We start from the raw sequence: 21,603 nt of genomic DNA, 5'->3' as shown, positions 1-21,603 counted from the left end.
ACGGGGGCGGGGCCGCGGTGTCACCAGGTGACGGGCAGCTCGTACAGGCCGTAGACGATCGCGTCGTCCTTGAACCTGAGCTCCTCCAGCGGGGCGGCCAGGCGCAGCGTCGGCACGCGCCGCAGCAGCGTCGAGTAGACGACGTCCAGCTCCATGCGCGCCAGGTTCTGCCCGATGCACTGGTGGACGCCGTAACCGAACGCCAGGTGGCTGCGGGCCTCGCGCCGCACGTCGAGGCGGTCGGGGTCGGGGAACACGCGCTCGTCGTGGTTGGCCGCGTTGTTCAGCGGCAGGATGCCCTCGCCGGCCCGGATGGTCACCCCGCCCAGCTCGATGTCCTCCAGGGCGACCCGGGCGGTGCCCGCGTCGGAGATGGAGAACAGGCGCAGCAGCTCCTCCACCGCCTTCGGCATCAGCTCGGGCTCCGCGCGGAGGGCGGCGAGCTGGTCGGGGTGCTCCAGCAGCGCCAGCACGCCCAGAGCGATCATGTTGGCGGTGGTCTCGTGCCCGGTGACCAGCATCAGCTTGGACATGCTGACGATGTCGGAGTGCTCCACCGCCGGTGTCTGCCGGTTGAACTCGATCAGCCGGCTGATCATGTCGTCGCCGGGCTCGCTCTCCTTGGCGGTGACCAGCCCGTCCACGTACCGGTCCAGCTCGTAGTGCGCGCGGCCCCGGTCCTCGTCGCTGATGTCGTGGTTCATGATGGCCCACGCCCACTCCTCGAACCGGCCGTGGTCCTCGTACGGCACGCCGAGCAGTTCGCAGATGACGAGGGACGGCACCGGCAGCGCGAGCGCGGTGACCAGGTCCACCGGGCCGTCCGCGCCCTTGGCGAGCATCTGGTCGATCTGCTCGTCCACGATCTGCTGCACCCGGCCGCGCAGCTCGCGCATCCGGCGGACGCTGAACTCCGGGGCGAGCATGCGGCGTTGGACGGTGTGGTCCGGCGGGTCCATGGAGAGGAAGGTCAGCGGCACCGACTGGAGCGTCTCCTGTGGGACCGGCACCTGGAGGGGATATCCGGGCAGCTTCAGATTGGCGCTGACCCGGGAGTCGCCCAGGAGCTTCTTGTACAGGTCGTGACGGGTGACCAGCCAGGCGGGCTTGCCGTTCACCTTCAGCCGGGCCCGGGAGACCGGCTCGGTCTCGCGCAGCTCGGCGTAGGCGGCCGGCGGGCTGAAGGGGCAGGCCCGCCGCATCGGGAACTCCGGCAGCGCGGCCTCGTCGGCCGGTTCGGCAGGTGCAGTCATCATGTCCTCATCGCACGGAGGGAGCGGGACGCGCCGGTAGCGGAGCGGGTCCGGGCCCGGCGCCGGTGCGGCGCTGTCAGCCGCCCCTCGCACGCTAAGCAGCCACGACCGGGGCCCCAACCCCTAGGCGCCCCTAGGGTCACCACCCCGATCGCCCCCGAGCAGCACCGCCCTCCCCGCCGCCCTGGGGAGCCACCCCTTACGACCGGTCACCATGTGCGGTCCTGTGCGGCCGGCTCGACGCGGCGCCGACGCCTCCGACCGGCCGCCACGTGCCGACTCCGGCGACCGGCCGGCGACTTGCACGCCCGCGCTGATCCCCGGCCGGCTGCCATGGGCTCTGGCCCGGCGACCGGCGCCGACTCTTCCGGTGGGCCGGCTCGCGGCGACTCCGCCCGCCAGGCTCGCGCCGACTCCTCCCGTCCCCCCCCCCCCGCGCTGGTCCGACGGACGGATCGAGGACGAGTTCGCGGTCGGGCGTCTGATCGAAGGCCCAGCGGTACGGGTGGCCGTCCGGGTCGGTCGCCGCGGCGAGCACCTGTGCCGTGCAGTGGGCGGAGTACGCGGAGGTGTTCGACACGTCCAGCGTGCCCTCGCCTCCTCGACGCCGGCGTTCCACCGGCGGCCGTGGCCGTCCTCGGGAGGCCACGAGGTCACCAGGTGCACCGCCTCGGGCACCCGCAGGACGTCCGGCGCGGCCGTCTGGTCCGGACGGCGCGGCGCGAGCTCCCTCCCGTGGGCGCGGGCCCGGCCCAGCGGGGGACAGCCGCAGGACGCCGGCAGGGGGTACGCGGAGTTCCGCGGCCTTGTCCAGCACCTGCTGAGGTTCCCCTGCGTTCCGCCGGGTCCGCCCGTCGCCGCCCCCCGCCGACCCCTAGACGATGCCCTCCCGGCCGGACCCCGCCTAGGGGCGGTTAGGGGTCCGGCGGCGGCGCGGCGGCGGTTAGCGTCGGCTGCGGAACACGGGCAGAGGCACGGCGGACCGGACAGGGACACGGATCCCCACCGCCCCGGCTCTCCCGGTCCCGGCCGGCGTCCCGTCCCCGGCCGCCGCCGAAGTCCCGCAGCCGAGCAGAGGTGATCAGCGTGACCCCGGATCCCAGCGCGAAGGGCACCGTACCCTTCGGGGAGTACCGGACCTGGTACCGGGTGACCGGTGAGCTCGGCGCGGGACGACCGGCGGTCGTCGCCGTGCACGGCGGCCCCGGCAGCACCCACGACTACCTGCTGCCGCTGGCCCGGCTCGCCGAGGACGGCTGGCCCGTCGTCCACTACGACCAGCTCGGCAACGGCGGCTCCACCCATCTGCCTGACAAGGGCGCCGAGTTCTGGACCGTCGAGCTCTTCGAGGAGGAACTCGGCAACCTGGTCGAGCGGTTGGGGATCGCCGACGACTACGTGCTGTTCGGCCAGTCCTGGGGCGGCCCTCTGTGCGCCCGGCACGCCATGACGGCCCCGGCCGGTCTGCGCGGACTGGTCATCGCCAACGCCCCCGCCTCGTACCCGCTCTGGCTCCAGGAGATGGCCCGCCTGCGCGCCGAGCTGCCTCCGGACGTGCAGGAGACCCTGCTGCGCCACGAGGCCGCCGGCACCTACGACAGCGAGGAGTACCTGGCCGCGATGCGGGTCTTCTACGACCGCCACGTGTGCCGTGTGACGCCCTGGCCCCGGGACTTCCTGTCCTCCTTCATGGAGATCTACAACGACCCGACCGTCTACTACGCCATGAACGGGCCCAACGAGTTCCATGTCATCGGCTCGCTCAAGGACTGGTCGATCGTCGGGGACCTGCACCGCATCCGCACGCCGACCCTGCTGATCAGCGGGCGCCACGACGAGGCCACACCGGCCGTCGTGCGGCCGTACCACGACGAGATCCCCCAAGCGCGCTGGGAGATCTTCGAGGAGTCCAGCCACCTTCCGCACCTGGAGGAACCGGAACGGTTCTTCGCGGTCATGACCGACTTCCTCAAGAGCCTCTGACGCCCGCCGAGGCCCGCTGACGTCCACGGAATCGGCCGACGTCCCGAGGCCCCGCTGACGTCCACGAGAGCCGCTGACATCCACGAGTCCGTGAAAGGGGGCGGGGAACCCGCCATGGCACACGACACCGCGCTCGTCTTCCCCGGCATGGGCCCCGTCCCGTTCGCCGAGGTCGGCAGGTTCATGGTGGCCAACCCCTTCGCCCGGGACCTGGTCGCCGTCGCCGACGAAGCGCTCGGCTACTCGCTCGTGGACGCCTTCCGGACCTCCCCGGGCGACTACTCCGAGGCCGCCCAGGTCGCCTTCTTCGTCAACTGCCTGGCCTGCGCCCACTGGGCCCGGGACCACCTCGGCGTGGAACCCGACATCGTCGCCGGGCCCAGCTTCGGCGAGAAGGCCGCCCTCGCCTGGACCGGCGCCCTGGAGCTGCCCGACGCGGTCCGCCTGACCGCCGAGATCGCCCGCTGCCTGGAGGAGTACTTCGCCGAGGAGCACCGGGACAAGGTGACCCTGTCCTTCGTCCGCGCCCCGCGCGACGGGCTCGACGCGATCCTCGCCGACCTCGACGCGGCGGGGGAGTGGCACGAGATCTCCTGCCACGTCGACGACGGCTTCTACATGGTCTCCCTGTCCGAGCGCCGCGTGGAGTGGATGCAGGAGCGGCTGCGCGCCATCGGCAGCCTCCCGCTGTACACCATGCGGCCCCCCATGCACGCCTCGGCGTTCCGGTCGCTGCGCGACAAGGCCGCGCGCGAGGTGGTGTCCCGCTACACCTTCGCCGACCCCCGGCTGCCCGTCGTCGCCGACCAGGACGGCAGGCTCCTGCACACCGGCGAGGAACTGCGCACCATGCTGCTCGACGGCTTCGACCACCCGATGGACTGGCCGAGCGTCACCACGGCCCTCAAGGAGGCCGGCGTCCGCCGCCTGTGCGTCGCCGGGCCCGACAGCCTCTTCGGCCGGGTTCCCCGCACGATCCGCCAGTTCGACGTCGTCGCCGCGCAACCGCGGCTGGCGATGACCCCCCGGCGCCGCTCGCGCGCCGCCTGACCCCGCCCGACACGTTGGAGGCACCCATGTGGGACGACCGGTTCGAACAGATACTCCGCCCCTTCCTGCCGTTCCTTCCGCCGCAGGAGGAGCTGACGCCGGAAACCGACCTGAAGGACCTCGGCCTGGACTCGCTCGGCACCGTCCAGCTCCTCGGCACGCTGGAGGAGGACTACCAGGTCCGCTTCCGCGACAGCGCGCTGACCATGGACACCTTCCGCACCGCCGGCGTGCTGTGGGACACCGTGCGGGGCATGCTCCAGAGCACCGCGAGCTGACGGGACGGCCACCGTGGACCCCACCATGGACGGCACGCTGTCCGCCCGGTTCGCGCGCGGCCTGGCCCTCGCCCCGGACCGGCCCGCGCTGCGCGCCGACGGCGTCGAGCTCACCTACCGCGAACTGCACGAACGCGCCCTGCTCCTGGCCGGCTCGCTGCTGGCCGGGTTCCCCGGGCGGCAGCCCGCCGTGGGGGTGCTGGCCGGCAAGGGACCCACGGCGTACGCGGCCCTGCTGGCCGGCCTGTACAGCGGCCTCACCGTCGTCCCCCTCCAGCCGGCCTTCCCCGCCGCCCGCACCCGGCAGATGATCGAGGCCGCCGGGGTCGGCGCGCTGCTCGCCGACGACGAGGCCCTGCCCGCCCTGACCGCCCTGCACGAGGCCGGCGTCACCCTGCCGACCCTGTTCGCGCCCGGCGGGCACCCCATGCCGGCGCTCGCCGTCGACCCGGACAGCACCCTGAAGGCGCCCCTGCCGGCCCGGCCCTGCGACATCGCCTACGTGCTGTTCACCTCCGGCTCCACCGGCCGGCCCAAGGGCGTCCCGGTCACCCACGCCAACACCGCGCACTACTTCCGCCTGCTCGACGAGCGCTACGACTTCGGGCCGCACGACGTCTTCTCGCAGACCTTCGACCTCAACTTCGACTGCGCGATGTTCGACCTGTTCTGCGCCTGGGGCGCCGGCGCCGCCGTCGTACCGGTCCCGGCGCGGGCGTACGCGCACCTGCCGGAGTTCGTGGCCGAGCAGCGGATGACCGTGTGGTTCTCCACGCCCAGCGCGATCACCCTGGTGCGCCGCACCGGCGGGCTCGGGCCGGGCGCGCTGCCGTCGCTGCGCTGGAGCTTCTTCGCGGGGGAGGCGCTCAGCTGCAAGGACGCCGAGGACTGGGCCGCCGCCGCGCCGGGCGCGACCCTGGAGAACCTGTACGGCCCCACCGAACTCACCATCACCGTCACCGCGCACCGCTGGACGCCGGGCCGGTACCTGAACGACATGGTGCCCATCGGCGCCGTCCACCCCGGCCACACGACGCTCCTGCTGGACCCCTCCGGCACGCCCACCGCCGGGGACGAGGGCGAACTGTGCGTCGCCGGACTCCAGTTGACCCCCGGCTACCTCGACCCGGCCGACGACACCGGACGGTTCCTGCACCACGACGGCCACCGCTTCTACCGCACCGGCGACCGCGTCCGGCGCGCCGGTGACGGCGGCTGGCTCTACCTGGGCCGGCAGGACGCCCAGGTCCAGGTGCACGGGGTGCGGGTGGAACTCGCCGAGGTGGACGCCGCCGCGCGTACCTGCCCGGGCGTCGAGGACGCCGTCACCGTGGCGGTGCCCGTGGACGGCACGGTGGAGCTGGCCGTCTTCCACACCGGCGAGCCCGTGCCACCCGCCCGGCTCGCCAGGCACCTGCGGGAGCTGCTGCCGGCCGGGGTCGTCCCGCGTGCCTACCACCACCTGGACGCGCTCCCGCTCAACTCCAACCGCAAGACCGACCGCAGGAAGCTCGCCTCCCGGGCCACGGCCATGCGGCAGGCCACCGGGGCGGGACGCACACACGAAAGGCGGCAGGAGTCGCAGTGAACGGTCAACCGACAGCGCAGGCCCGCACCGACGCCCGGGTCCACGACCTGCTCGACGAGGCCACCGCCGAGCGCCCCGACGCCCCGGCGGTCACCGACGGCACGGGCCGCTGGACCTACCGGGAACTCGCCGCCCACAGCCACGCCGTCGACGCCTGGCTGGAAGAGCGCGGCATCGGCCACGGCGACCGGGTCCTCGTCCAGCTGCCCAGCACCCGCGAACTGGTCGCGCTGCTGTACGGCACCGCGCGCCGGGGCGCCGTCCTGGTCCCCGTCAACACCGGCATGAAGGACTACCACCTGCGGTCGGTCGCCGAGAACGCCGACCCCGCGCTGGTCGTCGTCACCGATCCCGCCGTCGAGCGGATCACCGCCCTCGCCGGCGGCGTCCCGGTCCTCGGCCTCGGCGAGGCGTGGCGGGAGATCACCGCGCTGCGGGTGCGGGGGGCGCGCACCGGCGGAGCGGACGTCGACCCCGAGGACATCGCCGTCCTCGTCTACACCTCCGGCTCCACCGCCGCCCCCAAGGCGGTCATCTGCCCGCACGGCCGGATGGTCTTCGCCACTGAGGCCATCAACCTGGAACTCGGCTACCGCCCCGACGACGTGGTGTTCTGCCGCTTCCCCATCTCCTGGGACTACGGCCTGTACAAGGTGCTGCTCACCGCGGCCGGCCGCTGCGAGATCGTGCTCGCCGACGGCGAGTCCGACCTGGTGCTGCTGCGCCGCATCCGCGAGACCGGCGCCACCATCGTCCCCATCGTGCCGTCCCTGGCCACGATGATCTGCGCCCTCGCCGAACGCGAACCCGGCCGGGAGTCCCGGGTGCGCATGTTCACCAACACCGGTGCCGCGCTGCCGAAGTCCACCGCCGACGGACTGCGCGGCGCGTTCCCCGGCGCGGAGGTGGTCATCCAGTTCGGGCAGACCGAGTGCAAGCGCGTCTCCGTACTGCCGCCGGCCCACCAGGACGCCAAACCGGACTCGGTCGGCCGCCCGCTGCCCGGCACCCGCGCCTACGTCGTGGACGACGAGGGCAACGCGCTGCCGCCCTGGCAGACCGGCGAGATCGTGGTCGAGGGCCCGCACGTCATGCCCGGCTACTGGCGCGCGCCGGAACAGACCGCACGCGCCTTCCGCCCCGCCCCCGGCGGCGGACTGCGGCTGCACACCGGCGACTTCGGCCACGTGGACGAGGACGGCTTCCTGTACTACGAGGGCCGCCGCGACGACATGTTCAAGCACAAGGGCGTGCGCATGAGCACCACCGAGATCGAGAGCGCCGCCACCGACGTCCCCGGCGTCCGCGCCGCCGCCGTGCTGCCGCCCGCCCCCGGCCGCGACCTCGCGGTGTTCGCCGAGGGCGACATCGACCCGCACGCCCTGCTCAAGGAGCTGTCCCTGCGGCTTGAGCCCGCCAAGGTGCCCGGCGTGAGCCGCGTCGTGGCCGAGCTGCCGCTGACCCCGCACGGCAAGCACGACCGCAAGCAGCTCGCCCGCCTCCTGGAAGGAACCACCCCGTGACCGGCCCCACCGAGCTGGCCGAACGCTTCGGCACCCCGTCCTACGTGTACGACCTGGACCGGGTGGCGGCGGCCCGCGACGACCTGTTCGCCGCGCTGCCCGACGAGGTCGAGGTGTTCTACGCCGCCAAGGCCAACCCGCACCCCGAAGTCCTGCGCGAACTGCGCTGCGGCGGCGCCCGCGGCTGCCGCGCCGAGATCAGCTCCGTCGGCGAACTCGACGCCGCCCTGCGGGCCGGCTTCCCCGGCGACCGCATCCTCTACACCGGCCCCGGCAAGACCACCGGGGAACTGACCGAGGCGCTGACGCGCGGCGTCCGCCTGTTCTCCACCGAGTCCTACGGCGACCTCTGCCGCGTCGGCGAGACAGCGCTCGAACTCGGCCTCACCGCCGACTGCCTGATCCGGGTCAACAACGCCACCGGCGCAGCCGCCACCAGCATCCGCATGACCGGCGTCCCCTCGCAGTTCGGCTTCGACAGCGAGACCCTGCCCGGCCTCGCCGCCGCACTGCGCGAGGTCCCCGGCACCAGCATCGCCGGACTCCACTTCTTCCCGCTGAGCAACGCCAAGGACGAGGCCAGCCTCGTCGCCGAGTTCCGCCACACCGTCGCCACCGCCGCCGCCCTCCAGGACGCCCTCGGCGTCACCTTCCGCTTCCTCGACATCGGCGGCGGGTTCGCCGCGCCCTACGCCGTGCAGGGCGAGCGGCCCGTCTACGGCGGGCTCCGCGACGCCCTCGCCGAGACCCTGGACGAGCACTTCCCCGGCTGGCGGGACGGCGCCCCGCGGATCGCCTGCGAGTCGGGCCGCTACCTGGTCGCCGACAGCGGCACCCTGCTCACCTCCGTCGTCAACGTCAAGGACAGCCGCGACACCCGCTACCTCGTCCTCGACGCCGGCATCAACACCTTCGGCGGCATGTCCGGACTCGGCCGCATCCTGCCCGTGTCCGTCGAGCCGCACGAGTCCGTCGGCGCGGACGGCACCCCCGCCAGCCTCGCCGGGCCGCTGTGCACCCCGGGCGACCTGCTCGGCCGGAACGTCCCGCTGCCCGAGCTCGCACCGGGCGACCTGCTCACCGTGCCCAACGCCGGCGCCTACGGACCCACGGCCAGCCTGCTGATGTTCCTCGGCCGGCCCGCCCCCGCCGAGATCGTCGTCCGCGGCGACACCCTCGTCTCCGTCTCCCGCATCCGGCACACCCGCACCTACGACCACGGACAGGCCCTGTGATGAGCCCCTTCCCGACCGCCCCCGCCCCCGGCGACCAGCCCGTGCTCGTGGCCGGCGGCATCTCCGACTCCCACACCTGGAACCTCGTCTACCTCCAGCTCCTGCTTCAGGAGCACGGGCACCGCGTGGTCAACCTCGGCCCCTGCGTCCCCGAGGACCTGCTCATCGCCGAAGCCCTCGCGCACCGCCCGGCCCTCATCGTGATCAGCAGCGTCAACGGCCACGGCTACCACGACGGCATGCGCACCGTCACCCGGCTGCGCGAACACCCGGAGCTCGCCGGTGTGCCCGCCGTCATCGGCGGCAAGCTCGGCATCGCCGGGCCCTGCGGCGGCGACGAGGTGGCCGCGCTGCGCGCCGCCGGCTACGACGCGGTGTTCGACGACAGCGCCGAGGGCGTCGCCGCCTTCCGGCGGATGCTCGACACGCTGCCGCAGCGGGCCCTGGTGTGACCGGCGTCGGGTTCGGCGCGTTCGTGCGCCGGGCTCACGACGCCGGCCACCTGGTGGTCCAGCCCCGGATGGGGATGAGCAGTCCGGAACGGATGCGGGCCGGGCTGCTCGCCACGAAGGGCGCCGCGGCGACCACCGTCGGCACGATCACCCTGGACAGCTACACCCGGGTCGGCGACCTGGAGTCGGCCGAACTGGCCGTCCTGGAGGGCGTCGCCCTCAACGGCTACCCGATCGTGAGCCACGAGACGACCACCACCCTGAACGTCCTCGACGGGATCCACGGCCCCGACTTCCCGGTCCAGGTCCGGCACGGCTCGGCCGCGCCGGAGGACATCTTCCGGGCGTTGACGGCCGTCGGCCTCGACGCCTCCGAGGGCGGACCGGTCTCCTACTGCCTGCCCTACGGCCGGGTCCCGCTGCGCGAGTCCGTCGCCCACTGGGCCGCCTCCTGCGAACTGCTCGCCGCAGGGCGGGAATCGGGAGCCGAACCGCACCTGGAGACCTTCGGCGGCTGCGTCCTCGGCCAGCTCTGCCCGCCCGCCCTGCTCGTCGCCGTCAGCGTGCTGGAGGCGCTGTTCTTCCGCCGGCACGGCATCCGGAGCATTTCGCTGAGTTACGCGCAGCAGACCGACCCGCGCCAGGACGCCGAAGCGGTGGCCGCGTTGCGCAGCCTGTGCGCGCGACTGCTGCCGGACACCGAATGGCACGTCGTCGTCTACGCCTACATGGGACTGTTCCCGGAAACCGAGGAAGGCGCCTACCGGCTGCTCGGGAAAGCGGCGGAACTCGCCGCCGCCACCGGCTCCGAACGGCTCATCGTGAAAACCGTCGCGGAATCCCGCCGCATTCCGTCGGTCGCCGAGAACGTCGCCGCCCTCGAACATGCCGCGGCCGTCGCCGCGCGCACGCCGCGCGCCCCACTCGACGGCACCGGCACCCAGACCTACGCCGAGGCGTCGGCGCTGGTGAACGCCGTGCTGGAACTGGACGACGACCTCGGCGCCGCGCTGCTCACGGCGTTCGCCAAGGGATATCTCGACGTTCCCTACTGTCTGCATCCGGACAACGCCGGATTCAGCCGGAGTTATATCGCCGCGGACGGCCGGCTGTGCTGGGCCGACATCGGAAGGATGCCGCTGGACGGTGTCGCCGACGTACGCCCGGCCCGGGCCATCACCTCCGCGGATCTGCTCGACTCGCTGTCGTATGTACGCCGTTCGTTCGACCGGCACGACCCCGACGACACATGGCCGGTCGCGTTGCCGGCCCCTAGGGGTGCTTAAGGGTGTGGCCTTTCCGGGGCCGTCACTACGGTGTGGAAAAAGGTGAGGAAAACCGGTGTCGGCCGAAAGTGGAGATGCGTGGATGAACGGGCCCGGAACCGACTCAGCTCTGGCGCGACGGCTCGCCACGGCCGTACCGTCCCAGCACCGCAGGCTGGTGACCGAACTGGTGCGCACCGCCGTGACCGAGGCGATTGAAGCGGCCCGGCCGGGCACGGTGGACACCCTCGACCCGGCCGCCCCGTTCGCCGCGCAGGGACTCGACTCGCTCGCCGCCGTCGACCTGCACCGGCGGCTGACCGAGCGGACCGGGCTCGACCTGCCGGTCGGTGTCGCCTACGACTGCCCGACCGTGCACGACCTGGCGGCCCGGCTGCTCGCCGAGGTCCACGGCGGGGCCGACGTCCCCGACGAGCCGGCCGCTGACGGCAGCGCCGACGAACCCGTCGCGGTCGTCGGCATCGGCTGCCGCTTCCCCGGCGGCATCTCCTCGCCCGCCGACCTGTGGCGGCTGCTCACCGAGGGCGGCGAGGTGCTGTCCGGCTTCCCGCGGGACCGTGGCTGGGACCTGGACGCCCTCTTCGACGAGGACCCCGAGGTACCCGGCAGCGCCTACGTCCGCAGCGGCGGATTCCTCGACACCGCCACCGAGTTCGACGCCGACTTCTTCGGCATCAGCCCGCGCGAGGCGCTCGGCATGGACCCGCAGCAGCGGCTCGTCCTGGAGACGTCCTGGCAGGCCCTGGAGGACGCCGGCATCGACCCCACGGGGCTGCGCGGCACGCCGGCCGGGATGTTCTTCGGCGCCGAGGTGCAGGAGTACGGGCCGCGCCTGCACGACGCCCCGGACGGGCTCGACGCCTACCTGCTCGCCGGGAACGCGAACAGTGTCATCTCCGGCCGCGTCGCCTACGTGCTGGGCGCCGAAGGGCCGGCCGTCACCGTCGACACCGCGTGCTCCGCCTCCCTGGTCGCCGTCCACCTGGCCTGCCGCTCGCTGCGGCAGGGCGAGTCCTCGCTCGCGCTCGCGGGCGGTGTCGCGGTCATGGGCGGTCCCGGTGTGTTCACCGCCTTCAGCCGGCAGCGGGGCCTCGCGCCCGACGGCCGCTGCAAGGCGTTCGCCGCCGCCGCGGACGGCACCGGATTCGCCGAGGGCGTCGGCGTGCTCGTCCTGGAGCGGCTGAGCGACGCGCGCCGCAACGGGCACCGCGTCCTGGCCCTCGTGCGCGGCTCGGCCGTCAACCAGGACGGCGCCTCCAACGGCCTGACCGCGCCCAACGGCACCTCCCAGCAGCGGCTGATCCGCCGGGCGCTCGCCGACGCCGGCCTCACCGCCGCCGACGTCGACGTGGTCGAGGCGCACGGCACCGGCACCCGGCTCGGCGACCCCATCGAGGCGACCGCGCTCCTCGCCACCTACGGCCAGGGCCGGCCCGCCGACGCCCCGCTGCTGCTGGGCTCGGTCAAGTCCAACCTCGGGCACACCCAGGCCGCCGCCGGCGCCGCCGGCCTGATCAAGACGATCCTCGCCATGCGGCACGGCCGCGTACCGGCGACCCTGCACGTCGACGCCCCCACCCCGAACGTCAACTGGTCCTCCGGTGCCGTGGAACTCGTCACCGAGGAACGCGCCTGGCCGCACACCGGCCGCGCCCGACGAGCGGGCGTGTCGTCCTTCGGCGTCAGCGGAACCAACGCCCACGTCATCCTGGAGGAGCCGAACCCCACGGACGCGGGTCTCCCGGCGCGGCCGGAGGACGCGGACGACGGTGCGGTCGGCGGTGCGGCCGGCGGTCTCCCGGTGCGGTCGGAAGACGCGGCCGACGGTGCGGCCGGCGGCCCCGTACGCCCGGACTCCGTGCTCGGGACCGCCGACCCCGGCACCCCCCTGCCCTTCGCCCTGTCCGCTCGCGGCGGAGCCGCTCTGCGGGCCCGTGCCGCTGATCTGCTGCCTCTCGTGGACGAGACCGACCCGCTGGACCTCGCCCACTCGCTGGCCACCACCCGGGCCGCCCTCGACGACCGGGCCGTCCTCGTCGCCGCCGACCGCGACGAACTCCGCGCCGCGCTGGAGGACTTGGCCTCCGGGGTCACCCCGCTCACCGGGCGCGCCGACGGCGAGCTGGCCTTCCTGTTCACCGGGCAGGGCAGCCAGCGGATCGGCATGGGCCGCGAACTGGCCGCCGCCTACCCGGTGTTCGCCGACGCCCTGGACGACGTCTGCGCCCACTTCGACCTCCAGCTCGCCCGGCCGCTCACGGACGTCCTGTTCGCCGCGCCCGGCACTCCCGAGGCCGAGCTGCTGCACCGTACCGAGTACGCGCAGCCCGCCCTGTTCGCCGTGGAGGTCGCTCTCCACCGGCTCCTGGAGAGCTGGGGCCTCACCTCGGACCAGCTCGCCGGGCACTCCGTCGGCGAGATTGCCGCCGCGCACGTGGCCGGCGTGCTCACCCTCCAGGACGCGACGATCCTGGTCGCTGCCCGTGGCCGGCTCATGCAGCGACTGCCCGAGGGCGGCGCCATGGTCGCCGTACGCGCCGCCGAGGACGAGGTGGCGCCGCTGCTCACCCCGCGCACCGGCATCGCCGCCGTCAACGGGCCCGCCTCCGTCGTGGTGTCCGGCGACGCGGACGACGTGGAGCGCATCGCCGCCGAACTCGCCGCGCGCGGCCACGACACCAAGCGGCTGCGGGTCAGCCACGCCTTCCATTCGCCGCTGATGGAACCGATGCTGGACGGATTCCGGCGCGTGGTGAACGTGCTCGACTTCGCCGAGCCGAGAGTGCCGGTGGTCTCCACCGTCACCGGCGGGCCCGTCACCACCGAGCTGTGCGACCCCGAGTACTGGGTGGAGCACGTACGCGCCCGGGTCCGCTTCCACGACGCCGTCCGCGCCCTCGCCGACGCCGGGGTCCGCACCTTCCTGGAGGTCGGCCCCGACGCCGTCCTGACCGCCATGGGCCCCGACTGCACCGACGCACCCGGCACCGCCTTCCTGCCGGTGCTGCGGCGCGAGCGGCCCGAGGCCCGCGAGGCCGTCGGCGCGCTCGCCGCCGCCCACGCCCGGGGCGTCCCCGTCGACTGGCGGCGGCACTTCGCCGGCCTCGGCGGGCACCGGATCGACCTGCCGCCCTACCCGTTCCAGCGGCGCCGCTTCTGGCTGGAGCAGCGCGCCGCCACCGACGCCGCCGGCCTCGGCCAGCTCCCCGCCGGCCACCCGCTGCTGGCCGCCGTGGTGGCCGTCGGCGCCGAGGGCGTCGTCCTCACCGGGCGGCTGTCCACCCGGACCCAGCCCTGGCTCGCCGACCACGTCATCGGCGGGCGGGTGCTGTTCCCCGGCACCGCCTTCGTCGAACTCGCCCTGCGCGCCGGCGAGCACGTCGGCGCGCACACCCTGGAGGAACTGACCCTCGGCGCCCCGCTCGTGCTGCGCGCCGACGAGGACGTCGCCGTCCAGGTCGCCGTCGGCGAACCCGACGAGGCCGGGCGCCGCCCCGTCACCGTCCACACCCGCGCCGACGAAGCCGCCCCCTGGACCCAGCACGCCGCAGGCGTCCTCACCACCACCGCCCCCGCCGCCACGGCCGACCTCACCGTGTGGCCCCCGCGGGACGCCCGCCCGCTCGACACCGCCGGCGTCTACGCGGACCTCGCCGACCAGGGCTACGGGTACGGCCCCGCCTTCCAGGGCCTGCGCGCCGCCTGGCGGCACGGTGACGACGTCTACGCCGAGGTCGCCCTGCCCGAGGAAGCCGCCACCGACGCCTCCCGGTTCGGCCTGCACCCGGCGCTGCTCGACGCGGCCCTGCACGCCGCCGACCTCGACGCCCCGCCGCGCCCCGAGGTCCTGGTGCCGTTCGCCTGGAGCGGGGTCACCCTGCACGCCACCGGCGCCCCCGCCCTCCGCGTGAAGATCACCCGCGCCGGCGGCGACACCATCGCCCTGCGCCTCGCCGACGCCACCGGCGCCCCGGTGGCCGACATCGAGGCCCTGACCTCCCGTCCCGTACCGGACGGTGACGTCCTGTACGCGGTGCGGTGGTCGCCGTACCCCCGACCGGCGACCACCGCGCCACCCCCGCGCACCGCCGTCCTCACGGACTCCGTGGACGCCCTGCTCGACGGCCCCGCCCCGGACGCCGTCGTGCACCGCGTGCCCGGCCCGGCGGACGCCGACGCCACCGCGGCGCGCGCCCACGTCCACCACGTCCTGCGGCTGCTGCGCACCTGGCAGGAGGACGAGCGGCTGGCCGGCACCCGGCTCGTCGTCGTCACCCCGCCCGGCAGCCCCGCCCACGCGGCCGTCCGCGGCCTCGTCCGGTCCGCCCAGGCGGAGAACCCCGGCCGGTACGTCCTCGTCGAGCACGAGCACCTGCCCGGCGAGGCCGACCTGCGCCGGGTCCTCGCCACCGGCGAACCCGAACTGTCCCTCGCCGACGGCGGGTTCGACGTGCCCCGGCTGACCGTCCTGCCCTCCGGGGACGAACCCACCGCCGACTGGGGCACCGTCCTCGTCACCGGCGGCACCGGCGGCCTCGGCGCGCTGCTCGCCCTGCACCTGGTCCGCGCCCACGGCGTGCGCCGCCTGGTGCTCGCCGGCCGCCGCGGCACGGCCCCCGGCCTGCACGCCGAACTCACCGCGCTCGGCGCCGAGGTGACCGTGGCCGCCTGCGACGTGGGCGACCGCGAGGCGCTGCGCCGCCTGCTCGCCGAGCACCCCGTCGACTCCGTCGTGCACGCGGCGGGCACCGTCCGCGACGGCGTCGTGGACACCCTCACCGACGCGATGGTGGACGAGGTCTTCCACGCCAAGGCGCTGGGCGCCTGGCACCTGCACGAGCTGACCCGGGACCGCGACCTCGCCCACTTCGTGCTGTTCTCCTCCCTCGCCGCCGTCCTCGACGGCCCCGGCCAGGGCAACTACGCCGCCGCCAACGCCTACCTCGACGCCCTCGCCGCGCACCGCGCCGCCCTCGGCCTGCCCGCCACCGCGCTCGCCTGGGGCCTGTGGGACATCGACAGCGGCATGGGCGCCGCACTGGACGAGGCCGCCCGGGAGCGCATCGCGGCCTACGGCATCCCCGGCCTGTCCGCCGCCCGCTCCCTGGAGCTGTTCGACGCGGCCGTCCGTTCCCGCGCGCCCCACCTCGTCCCCGTCGAGATCGACGCCGCCGCCGTACGCCGCCGCCCCGACGGCATACCGCCGCTGCTGACCGGCCTCGTCCGCCCGGTCGCCCGCCGCGCCGCCGCGAGCGCCCCACCCGCCACGGGCACGGACGGACAGCTCGCGGCGCTGCCCGCCGCCGACCGCGACCGCGCCCTGCTCGACCTGGTGCGCACCGAGGTCGCGGCCGTCCTCCGGCACGACGGGCCGTCCGCCATCGACCCCGGCCGGGCCTTCTCCGACCTCGGCTTCGACTCGCTGGCGGCCGTGGAACTGCGCAACCGGCTGAACACCGCCACCGGGCTGCGGCTGCCCGCCACCCTCGTCTTCGACCACCCCACCTCCCGCGCCCTGGCCGAGCACGTCCGCGACACGCTCTTCGGCACCGGCCCGCGGCACACCCCCGCCGTCGCCACCCGCACCGCACCGGACGACGACCCGATCGCCATCGTCGGCATGAGCTGCCGCTACCCCGGCGGGGTCCGCTCCCCGGAGGACCTGTGGCGGCTCGTCGCCGACGGCGTCGACGCGGTCGGTGATTTCCCGGCGGACCGCGGCTGGGACACCGAGGCGCTGTACGACCCCGAGCCGGGAACCCCCGGCCGCACCTACACCCGCCAGGGCGCCTTCCTGTACGACGCGGCCGAGTTCGACGCCGGCTTCTTCGGCATCGGCCCCCGCGAGGCCACCGCCATGGACCCGCAGCAGCGGCTGCTCCTGGAGGTGTCCTGGGAGGCGCTGGAGCGCTCCGCCATCGACCCGCACCGGCTGCGCGGCTCCCGTACCGGCGTGTTCGCGGGCGTCATGTACCACGACTACGGCACCTGGCTCGCCGAGGTGCCCGAGGACCTCGCCGCCTACCTCGGCAACGGCAGCCTCGGCAGCGTCGTCTCCGGCCGGGTCGCCTACGCCCTCGGCCTGGAGGGACCCGCCGTCACCGTCGACACGGCCTGCTCCTCCTCCCTGGTCACCCTGCACCTGGCGGCCCAGGCGCTGCGGCAGGGCGAGTGCGACCTCGCCCTGGTCGGCGGCGTGACCGTCATGTCGACACCGGACACGTTCATCGACTTCGCCCGGCAGCGCGGGCTGGCCGCCGACGGCCGCTGCAAGTCCTTCGCCGCCGCGGCCGACGGCACCGGCTGGGGCGAGGGCGCCGGCGTGCTCGTCGTGGAACGCCTCTCCGACGCGCGCCGCAACGGCCACCGCGTGCTGGCCGTGGTCCGCGGCTCCGCCGTCAACTCCGACGGTGCCTCCAACGGCCTCACCGCGCCCAACGGCCCCTCCCAGCAGCGCGTCATCCGCGCCGCGCTGGCCGCCGCCGGGCTCGGCCCCGCCGACGTCGACGCCGTCGAGGCACACGGCACCGGCACCACCCTCGGCGACCCGATCGAGGCGCAGGCGCTGCTCGCCACCTACGGCCAGGACCGCGCCGAACCGCTGTGGCTCGGCTCCGTCAAGTCGAACATGGGGCACACCCAGGCCGCCGCCGGCGTCGCCGGCGTCATCAAGATGGTCATGGCGATGCGCAACGGGGTCCTGCCGAAGACCCTGCACGTCGACGCGCCGTCCCCCCAGGTCGACTGGGAGGCGGGCGCGGTACGGCTGCTCACCGAGCGGCGCCCGTGGCCGGCCCCGGACCGGCCGCGCCGCGCCGGAGTGTCCTCGTTCGGGATCAGCGGCACCAACGCCCATGTGATCCTGGAGGAGTTCGCCCCGCCCGAGCCCGCCGAGCCGGACCCCGCCACCGCCCCGCCGGTGCTCGCCCTGCCCGTCTCCGCCCGCTCGCCCGAGGCCCTGCGCGGCCAGGCCCGGCGCCTGCGGGAACTGACCGGCACGACCGCGGCCGACCTCGGCCTGGCCCTCGCCACCACCCGCGGCACCCACCCGCACCGCGCCGTGCTCCTCGCCGGCGGCGACGACCAGACCGCCGCCGCGCTGGACGCCCTGGCCCACGGCACCGAGGCACCCGGGCTGCTCGTCACCGGCTCCGCCACCGACGGCACGCTCGCCTACCTGTTCTCCGGCCAGGGCGCCCAGCGCCCCGGCATGGGCCGCGACTGGTACGACGCCTTCCCCGTCTACGCCGAGCACTTCGACCGCGCCGCCGCCCTCTTCGACAAGCACCTCGAACGGCCCCTGGCCGAGGTCGTCTTCGGCGACGACCCGGAGCCCCTGGAGCAGACCGCGTACACCCAGGCCGCGCTGTTCACCACCCAGGTCGCGCTCTACCGGCTGCTGGAGTCCTTCGGGCTGCGCCCCGACTGGCTGGCCGGCCACTCCGTCGGCGAGTTCGCCGCCGCGCACGTCGCGGGCGTGTGGTCGCTGGCGGACGCCGTCACCGCGGTCGCCGCCCGGGGCCGGCTCATGCAGGCGCTGCCCGAGGGCGGCGCGATGACCGCCGTACAGGCCACCGAGGAGGAGGTGGCGGCGCTGCTGGACGGACGGTGCGGGATCGCCGCCGTCAACGGCCCCCGCGCCGTGGTCGTCTCGGGCGACGAGGACGCCGTCACCGAGGTCGCCGCGCACTTCACGACGACCCGCCGGCTGCGCGTCTCGCACGCCTTCCACTCACCCCGCATGGAGCCCATGCTGGCCGCGTTCCGGGAGGTCATGAACGGCATCGAGGCCGCCGAACCGGCCGTGCCGATCGTCTCCACCCTCACCGGCGCACCGGCCGGCGCCGCCGAACTCGGCTCCGCCGACTACTGGGTGCGGCACGTGCGGCAGACCGTGCGCTTCGCCGACGCCGTCACCACGCTGGCCGCGCAGGGCGCCGACACCTTCCTCGAACTGGGGGCCGTGCCCGTGCTCACCGCGCTGGGCCCCGACTGCCTGCCGGACGCCGAGGACACCGCGTTCGTCCCGGCCGGCCGGAAGGACACCGACCCCGTGCCCGGCCTGCTGGCCGCCCTGGCCACCGTGCACACCCGGGGCTTCGACGTCGACTGGGCGGCGCTCTACGCGTCGTACGAGGGCCGCCCAGTCGAACTGCCCACCTACGCCTTCGAGCACCGCCGGTACTGGCTGCCCACGCCCGCCGTCGCCGTCGGCGACGCCGCCGGACACGGGCTCGCCGCCGCCGGCCACCCGCTGGTCAGCGCCCGCCTGGACCTGCCCGGCGACGCCGGGGTCCTGCTCACCGGCCGGATCTCGACCGCCACCCACCCGGTCCTCGCCGAGCACGCGGTGCTGGGCACGGTCCTGGTGCCCGGTGCCGCGCTGGTCGACCTCGCCCTGCACGCCGGACGTCTCACCGGACGCCCCGTCGTGGAGGAACTGACCCTCCAGGCCCCGCTGGTGCTGGACGCGGACACCGCCTTCCACCTCCAGGTCGCGACCGGCCCCGACGGTACCGTCGAGATCCACTCGCGCCCCGAGAACGCCCCGGCGGACGCGGGCTGGACCCGGCACGCCACCGGCACCCTCACCGGCTCCGCCACCGCACCCCCGCCCGCGCCCGGCGCCTGGCCGCCGCCCGGCGCCACCCCGCTCGACGTCACCGGCCTCTACCCGCGCCTGCACGCCGAGGGCTACGACTACGGCCCCGTCTTCCGCGGCGTCAAGGCCGCCTGGCGGCACGGCGACTGCCTCCTCGCCGAACTCGAACTCCCCGACTCCGCACGGCAGGACGCCGCCCGGCACACCCTGCACCCGGCCCTGCTGGACTCCGCCCTGCACGTCACGTCCCTCGCGGACGGCGAGCCGGACCAGAGCACCGACGGCATCGCCCTGCCCTTCACCTGGACCGGCGTCGCCCCGCACGGCCGGGGCGGCCTCACCGCCCGCGTCCGCGTCACCCCCGGCACCGACGGCACCCGCATCGACCTCGCGGACGGCGAGGGCCGGCCCCTCGCCACCGTCGCGTCGTACGCCACCCGGCCGGTCACCGCCGACCGGCTCACCCAGCGGCAGCGCCACCTCTACGCCGTCACCGACGAACCGCTGCCCGAGACCGCCGGACGCCCCGACCGCCGTACCTGGGCGGTCCTCGGCGACGACGACCTCGGCCTCGGCGTCCCCGTCCACACCGGCCTGGACGCGCTCGGCGCCTCGGTGCCCGACGTGGTGATCCTGCCCGTCACCGCGCCGCGCGCGGACGGCGAGCGACTGCCGGGCGCCGTGCGGACCGTGCTCGGCCACACCCTTGGGACCCTGCGGGCCTGGACGGCCGACGAACGGTACAGCGGGTCCGTGCTGGTGGTGCTCACCGGCGGCGGCCTCGCCGACGCCGCCGTGCACGGCCTGGTGCGGGCCGCGCAGGCCGAGGACCCCGGCCGCATCCTGCTCGTCGCACGGACCGGTCAGGGCGGCCCCGTACCGGACCGGGCCGCACTCGCCGCCCTCCTCGACTCCGGGGAGCCGGAGGTCCGCTGGCGGGACGGCCGCGCGCACGCCCCGCGCCTGGTGCGCGCCGACGACTCCCCGGCCCAGGAACGACCGTGGGGCACCGTCCTCGTCACCGGCGGCACCGGCGGACTCGGCGCCCTCGTTGCCCGCCACCTGGCCACCCGGCACGGCGTCACCCGGCTGGTGCTGACCAGCCGCCGCGGGCCCGACGCGCCCGGCGCCGCCGCCCTGCGCGCGGACCTGGCGGAACGGGGCGCCGACGCCGAGATCGTCGCCTGCGACGTGTCCGACCGCGCCGCGCTCGCCGCCCTGCTCAGCGCGCACCCCGTGGACAGCGTCGTGCACACCGCCGGCGTCCTGGACGACGGCCTGGTGGCCTCGCTGACGCCGGAGCGGCTGGACACCGTACTGCGGCCCAAGGCGGACGCCGCCTGGCACCTGCACGACCTCACCCGGGACCGGGAGCTGTCCCGCTTCGTGCTGTTCTCCTCGGCCGCCGGCACCCTCGACGCCTCCGGCCAGGGCAACTACGCCGCCGCCAACGCCTTCCTCGACGCGCTGGCCGCCCACCGCGCCGGGCTCGGCCTGCCCGCCACCTCCCTCGCCTGGGGACTGTGGTCCGGCGGCGGCATGGGCGCCGCCCTCGACCAGGCCGGAATCCAGCGCATCGAACGCTCCGGCATCGGCGCGCTCGACCCGGACGAGGGACTGGAGCTGTTCGACGCCGCCGTGGCCACCGGCAGCCCCGCCCTGGTACCGGTACGGCTGGACACCGCGGCCCTGCGCCGGCGCGGCGACGACGTTCCCGCCGTACTGCGGACCCTGGCCGGCGCCACCGCCCGCAAGGCCGGCGACGACCGGGCCCGCACCCTGGGCGAGCGACTGGCCGGGCTCCCCGCCGCCGACCACGAGCACACCGTCCTGGAGGCGGTCCGCACCGAGGTCGCCGCCGTCCTCGGCCACGCCGGACCGGCCGCCGTCGAGCCGCGCCGCGCCTTCACCGAGCTGGGCTTCGACTCGCTCGCCGCCGTCGAACTGCGCAACCGGCTGAACGCGGTCTGCGGACTGCGCCTGCCGTCCACGCTGATCTTCGACTACGCCACCCCGGCGGCCCTCGCCGGCCACCTCCTCCAGCGGCTCCTCCCGGACACCGCGGACCCCGAACCCCCGGCCGCCACGCACGGCGACGACGAACTGCGCGCCCTGATCTCCCGCATCCCCGTCGCCCGCATCCGGGAAGCCGGCCTGCTCGACAGCCTGTTGAAGCTCTCCGAGCGGGCCCCGGACCCCGCCCCCGCCGACCGCGCCCTGGACATCAAGTCCATGGCCGTCGCCGACCTGGTGCGCGCCGCGCTCGACCGCAGCGGCACCCAGTGACCCCGCCCCGGTGCCGGACGACGCGCCTGGTCCGGCACCGGGCCACCCGTACCGGCGCACCTCCACC

Annotated in this window: 10 protein-coding genes; 9 read left to right on the top strand and 1 reads right to left on the bottom strand. The window is 75.1% G+C overall.

All coding sequences use genetic code 11. The features are described 5' to 3' along the window. Positions 1 to 20: 20 nt before the first annotated feature. Positions 21 to 1,253 (bottom strand): cytochrome P450, encoded by a 1,233-nt coding sequence (locus AQJ11_RS14680; RefSeq protein ID WP_059263476.1) that lies wholly within the window; start codon positions 1,251 to 1,253, stop codon positions 21 to 23. Between the two features lie 1,086 nt (positions 1,254 to 2,339). Between AQJ11_RS14680 and AQJ11_RS14675 the strand changes: the two genes are divergently transcribed. The 9 genes from AQJ11_RS14675 to AQJ11_RS14635 all read left to right on the top strand — a co-directional run bounded on the left by AQJ11_RS14675 (position 2,340) and on the right by AQJ11_RS14635 (position 21,536). Then, positions 2,340 to 3,236 carry a proline iminopeptidase-family hydrolase gene (locus AQJ11_RS14675; protein WP_014670531.1) on the top strand — a complete coding sequence of 299 codons (897 nt, stop codon included), beginning with the start codon at positions 2,340 to 2,342 and terminating at the stop codon, positions 3,234 to 3,236. Between the two features lie 114 nt (positions 3,237 to 3,350). After that, entirely contained in the window at positions 3,351 to 4,286 is a 936-nt protein-coding gene (locus AQJ11_RS14670; protein ID WP_059263340.1) for an ACP S-malonyltransferase, read from the top strand. 26 nt (positions 4,287 to 4,312) lie between these two features. Beyond that, a complete protein-coding gene (locus AQJ11_RS14665) occupies positions 4,313 to 4,564 on the top strand; it encodes a phosphopantetheine-binding protein (protein ID WP_014670529.1) in 252 nt (83 codons plus the stop codon). A 25-nt stretch (positions 4,565 to 4,589) separates the two neighbouring features. Next, the gene (locus tag AQJ11_RS14660; RefSeq protein ID WP_059263339.1) at positions 4,590 to 6,152 is read left to right on the top strand and encodes an amino acid adenylation domain-containing protein; all 1,563 of its coding nucleotides are present in this window, start codon (positions 4,590 to 4,592) and stop codon (positions 6,150 to 6,152) included. Further along, on the top strand, positions 6,149 to 7,675 hold the full coding sequence (locus AQJ11_RS14655) for a class I adenylate-forming enzyme family protein (protein ID WP_059263338.1): 1,527 nt from the start codon (positions 6,149 to 6,151) through the stop codon (positions 7,673 to 7,675). Before AQJ11_RS14660 ends, AQJ11_RS14655 begins: the two co-directional genes overlap by 4 nt. Continuing rightward, the gene (locus tag AQJ11_RS14650) at positions 7,672 to 8,910 is read left to right on the top strand and encodes a type III PLP-dependent enzyme domain-containing protein (RefSeq protein ID WP_059263337.1); all 1,239 of its coding nucleotides are present in this window, start codon (positions 7,672 to 7,674) and stop codon (positions 8,908 to 8,910) included. The genes AQJ11_RS14655 and AQJ11_RS14650 overlap by 4 nt, the downstream gene beginning before the upstream one ends. Next, a complete protein-coding gene (locus tag AQJ11_RS14645; RefSeq protein ID WP_041664935.1) occupies positions 8,910 to 9,362 on the top strand; it encodes a cobalamin B12-binding domain-containing protein in 453 nt (150 codons plus the stop codon). The genes AQJ11_RS14650 and AQJ11_RS14645 overlap by 1 nt, the downstream gene beginning before the upstream one ends. After that, on the top strand, positions 9,359 to 10,648 hold the full coding sequence (locus tag AQJ11_RS14640) for a methylaspartate mutase (RefSeq protein ID WP_058079137.1): 1,290 nt from the start codon (positions 9,359 to 9,361) through the stop codon (positions 10,646 to 10,648). Before AQJ11_RS14645 ends, AQJ11_RS14640 begins: the two co-directional genes overlap by 4 nt. Before the next feature lie 82 nt (positions 10,649 to 10,730). Then, positions 10,731 to 21,536, top strand: a complete 10,806-nt coding sequence (locus AQJ11_RS14635) for a type I polyketide synthase (RefSeq protein WP_059263336.1) — start codon at positions 10,731 to 10,733, stop codon at positions 21,534 to 21,536. Positions 21,537 to 21,603 lie beyond the last annotated feature (67 nt).

It is taken from the genome of Streptomyces corchorusii (assembly GCF_001514055.1).
GTDB lineage: Bacteria > Actinomycetota > Actinomycetes > Streptomycetales > Streptomycetaceae > Streptomyces > Streptomyces olivaceoviridis.
This window is presented reverse-complemented; position numbering and strand designations above follow the sequence as displayed.

Excerpts from the sequence above, each read along its gene's own strand:
- AQJ11_RS14680 (WP_059263476.1), bottom strand. The coding sequence starts at position 1,253 with ATGACTGCACCTGCCGAACCGGCCGACGAGGCCGCGCTGCCGGAGTTC.
- AQJ11_RS14670 (WP_059263340.1), top strand. The coding sequence starts at position 3,351 with ATGGCACACGACACCGCGCTCGTCTTCCCCGGCATGGGCCCCGTCCCG.
- AQJ11_RS14665 (WP_014670529.1), top strand. The coding sequence starts at position 4,313 with ATGTGGGACGACCGGTTCGAACAGATACTCCGCCCCTTCCTGCCGTTC.
- AQJ11_RS14660 (WP_059263339.1), top strand. The coding sequence starts at position 4,590 with ATGGACGGCACGCTGTCCGCCCGGTTCGCGCGCGGCCTGGCCCTCGCC.
- AQJ11_RS14645 (WP_041664935.1), top strand. The coding sequence starts at position 8,910 with ATGAGCCCCTTCCCGACCGCCCCCGCCCCCGGCGACCAGCCCGTGCTC.
- AQJ11_RS14635 (WP_059263336.1), top strand. The coding sequence starts at position 10,731 with ATGAACGGGCCCGGAACCGACTCAGCTCTGGCGCGACGGCTCGCCACG.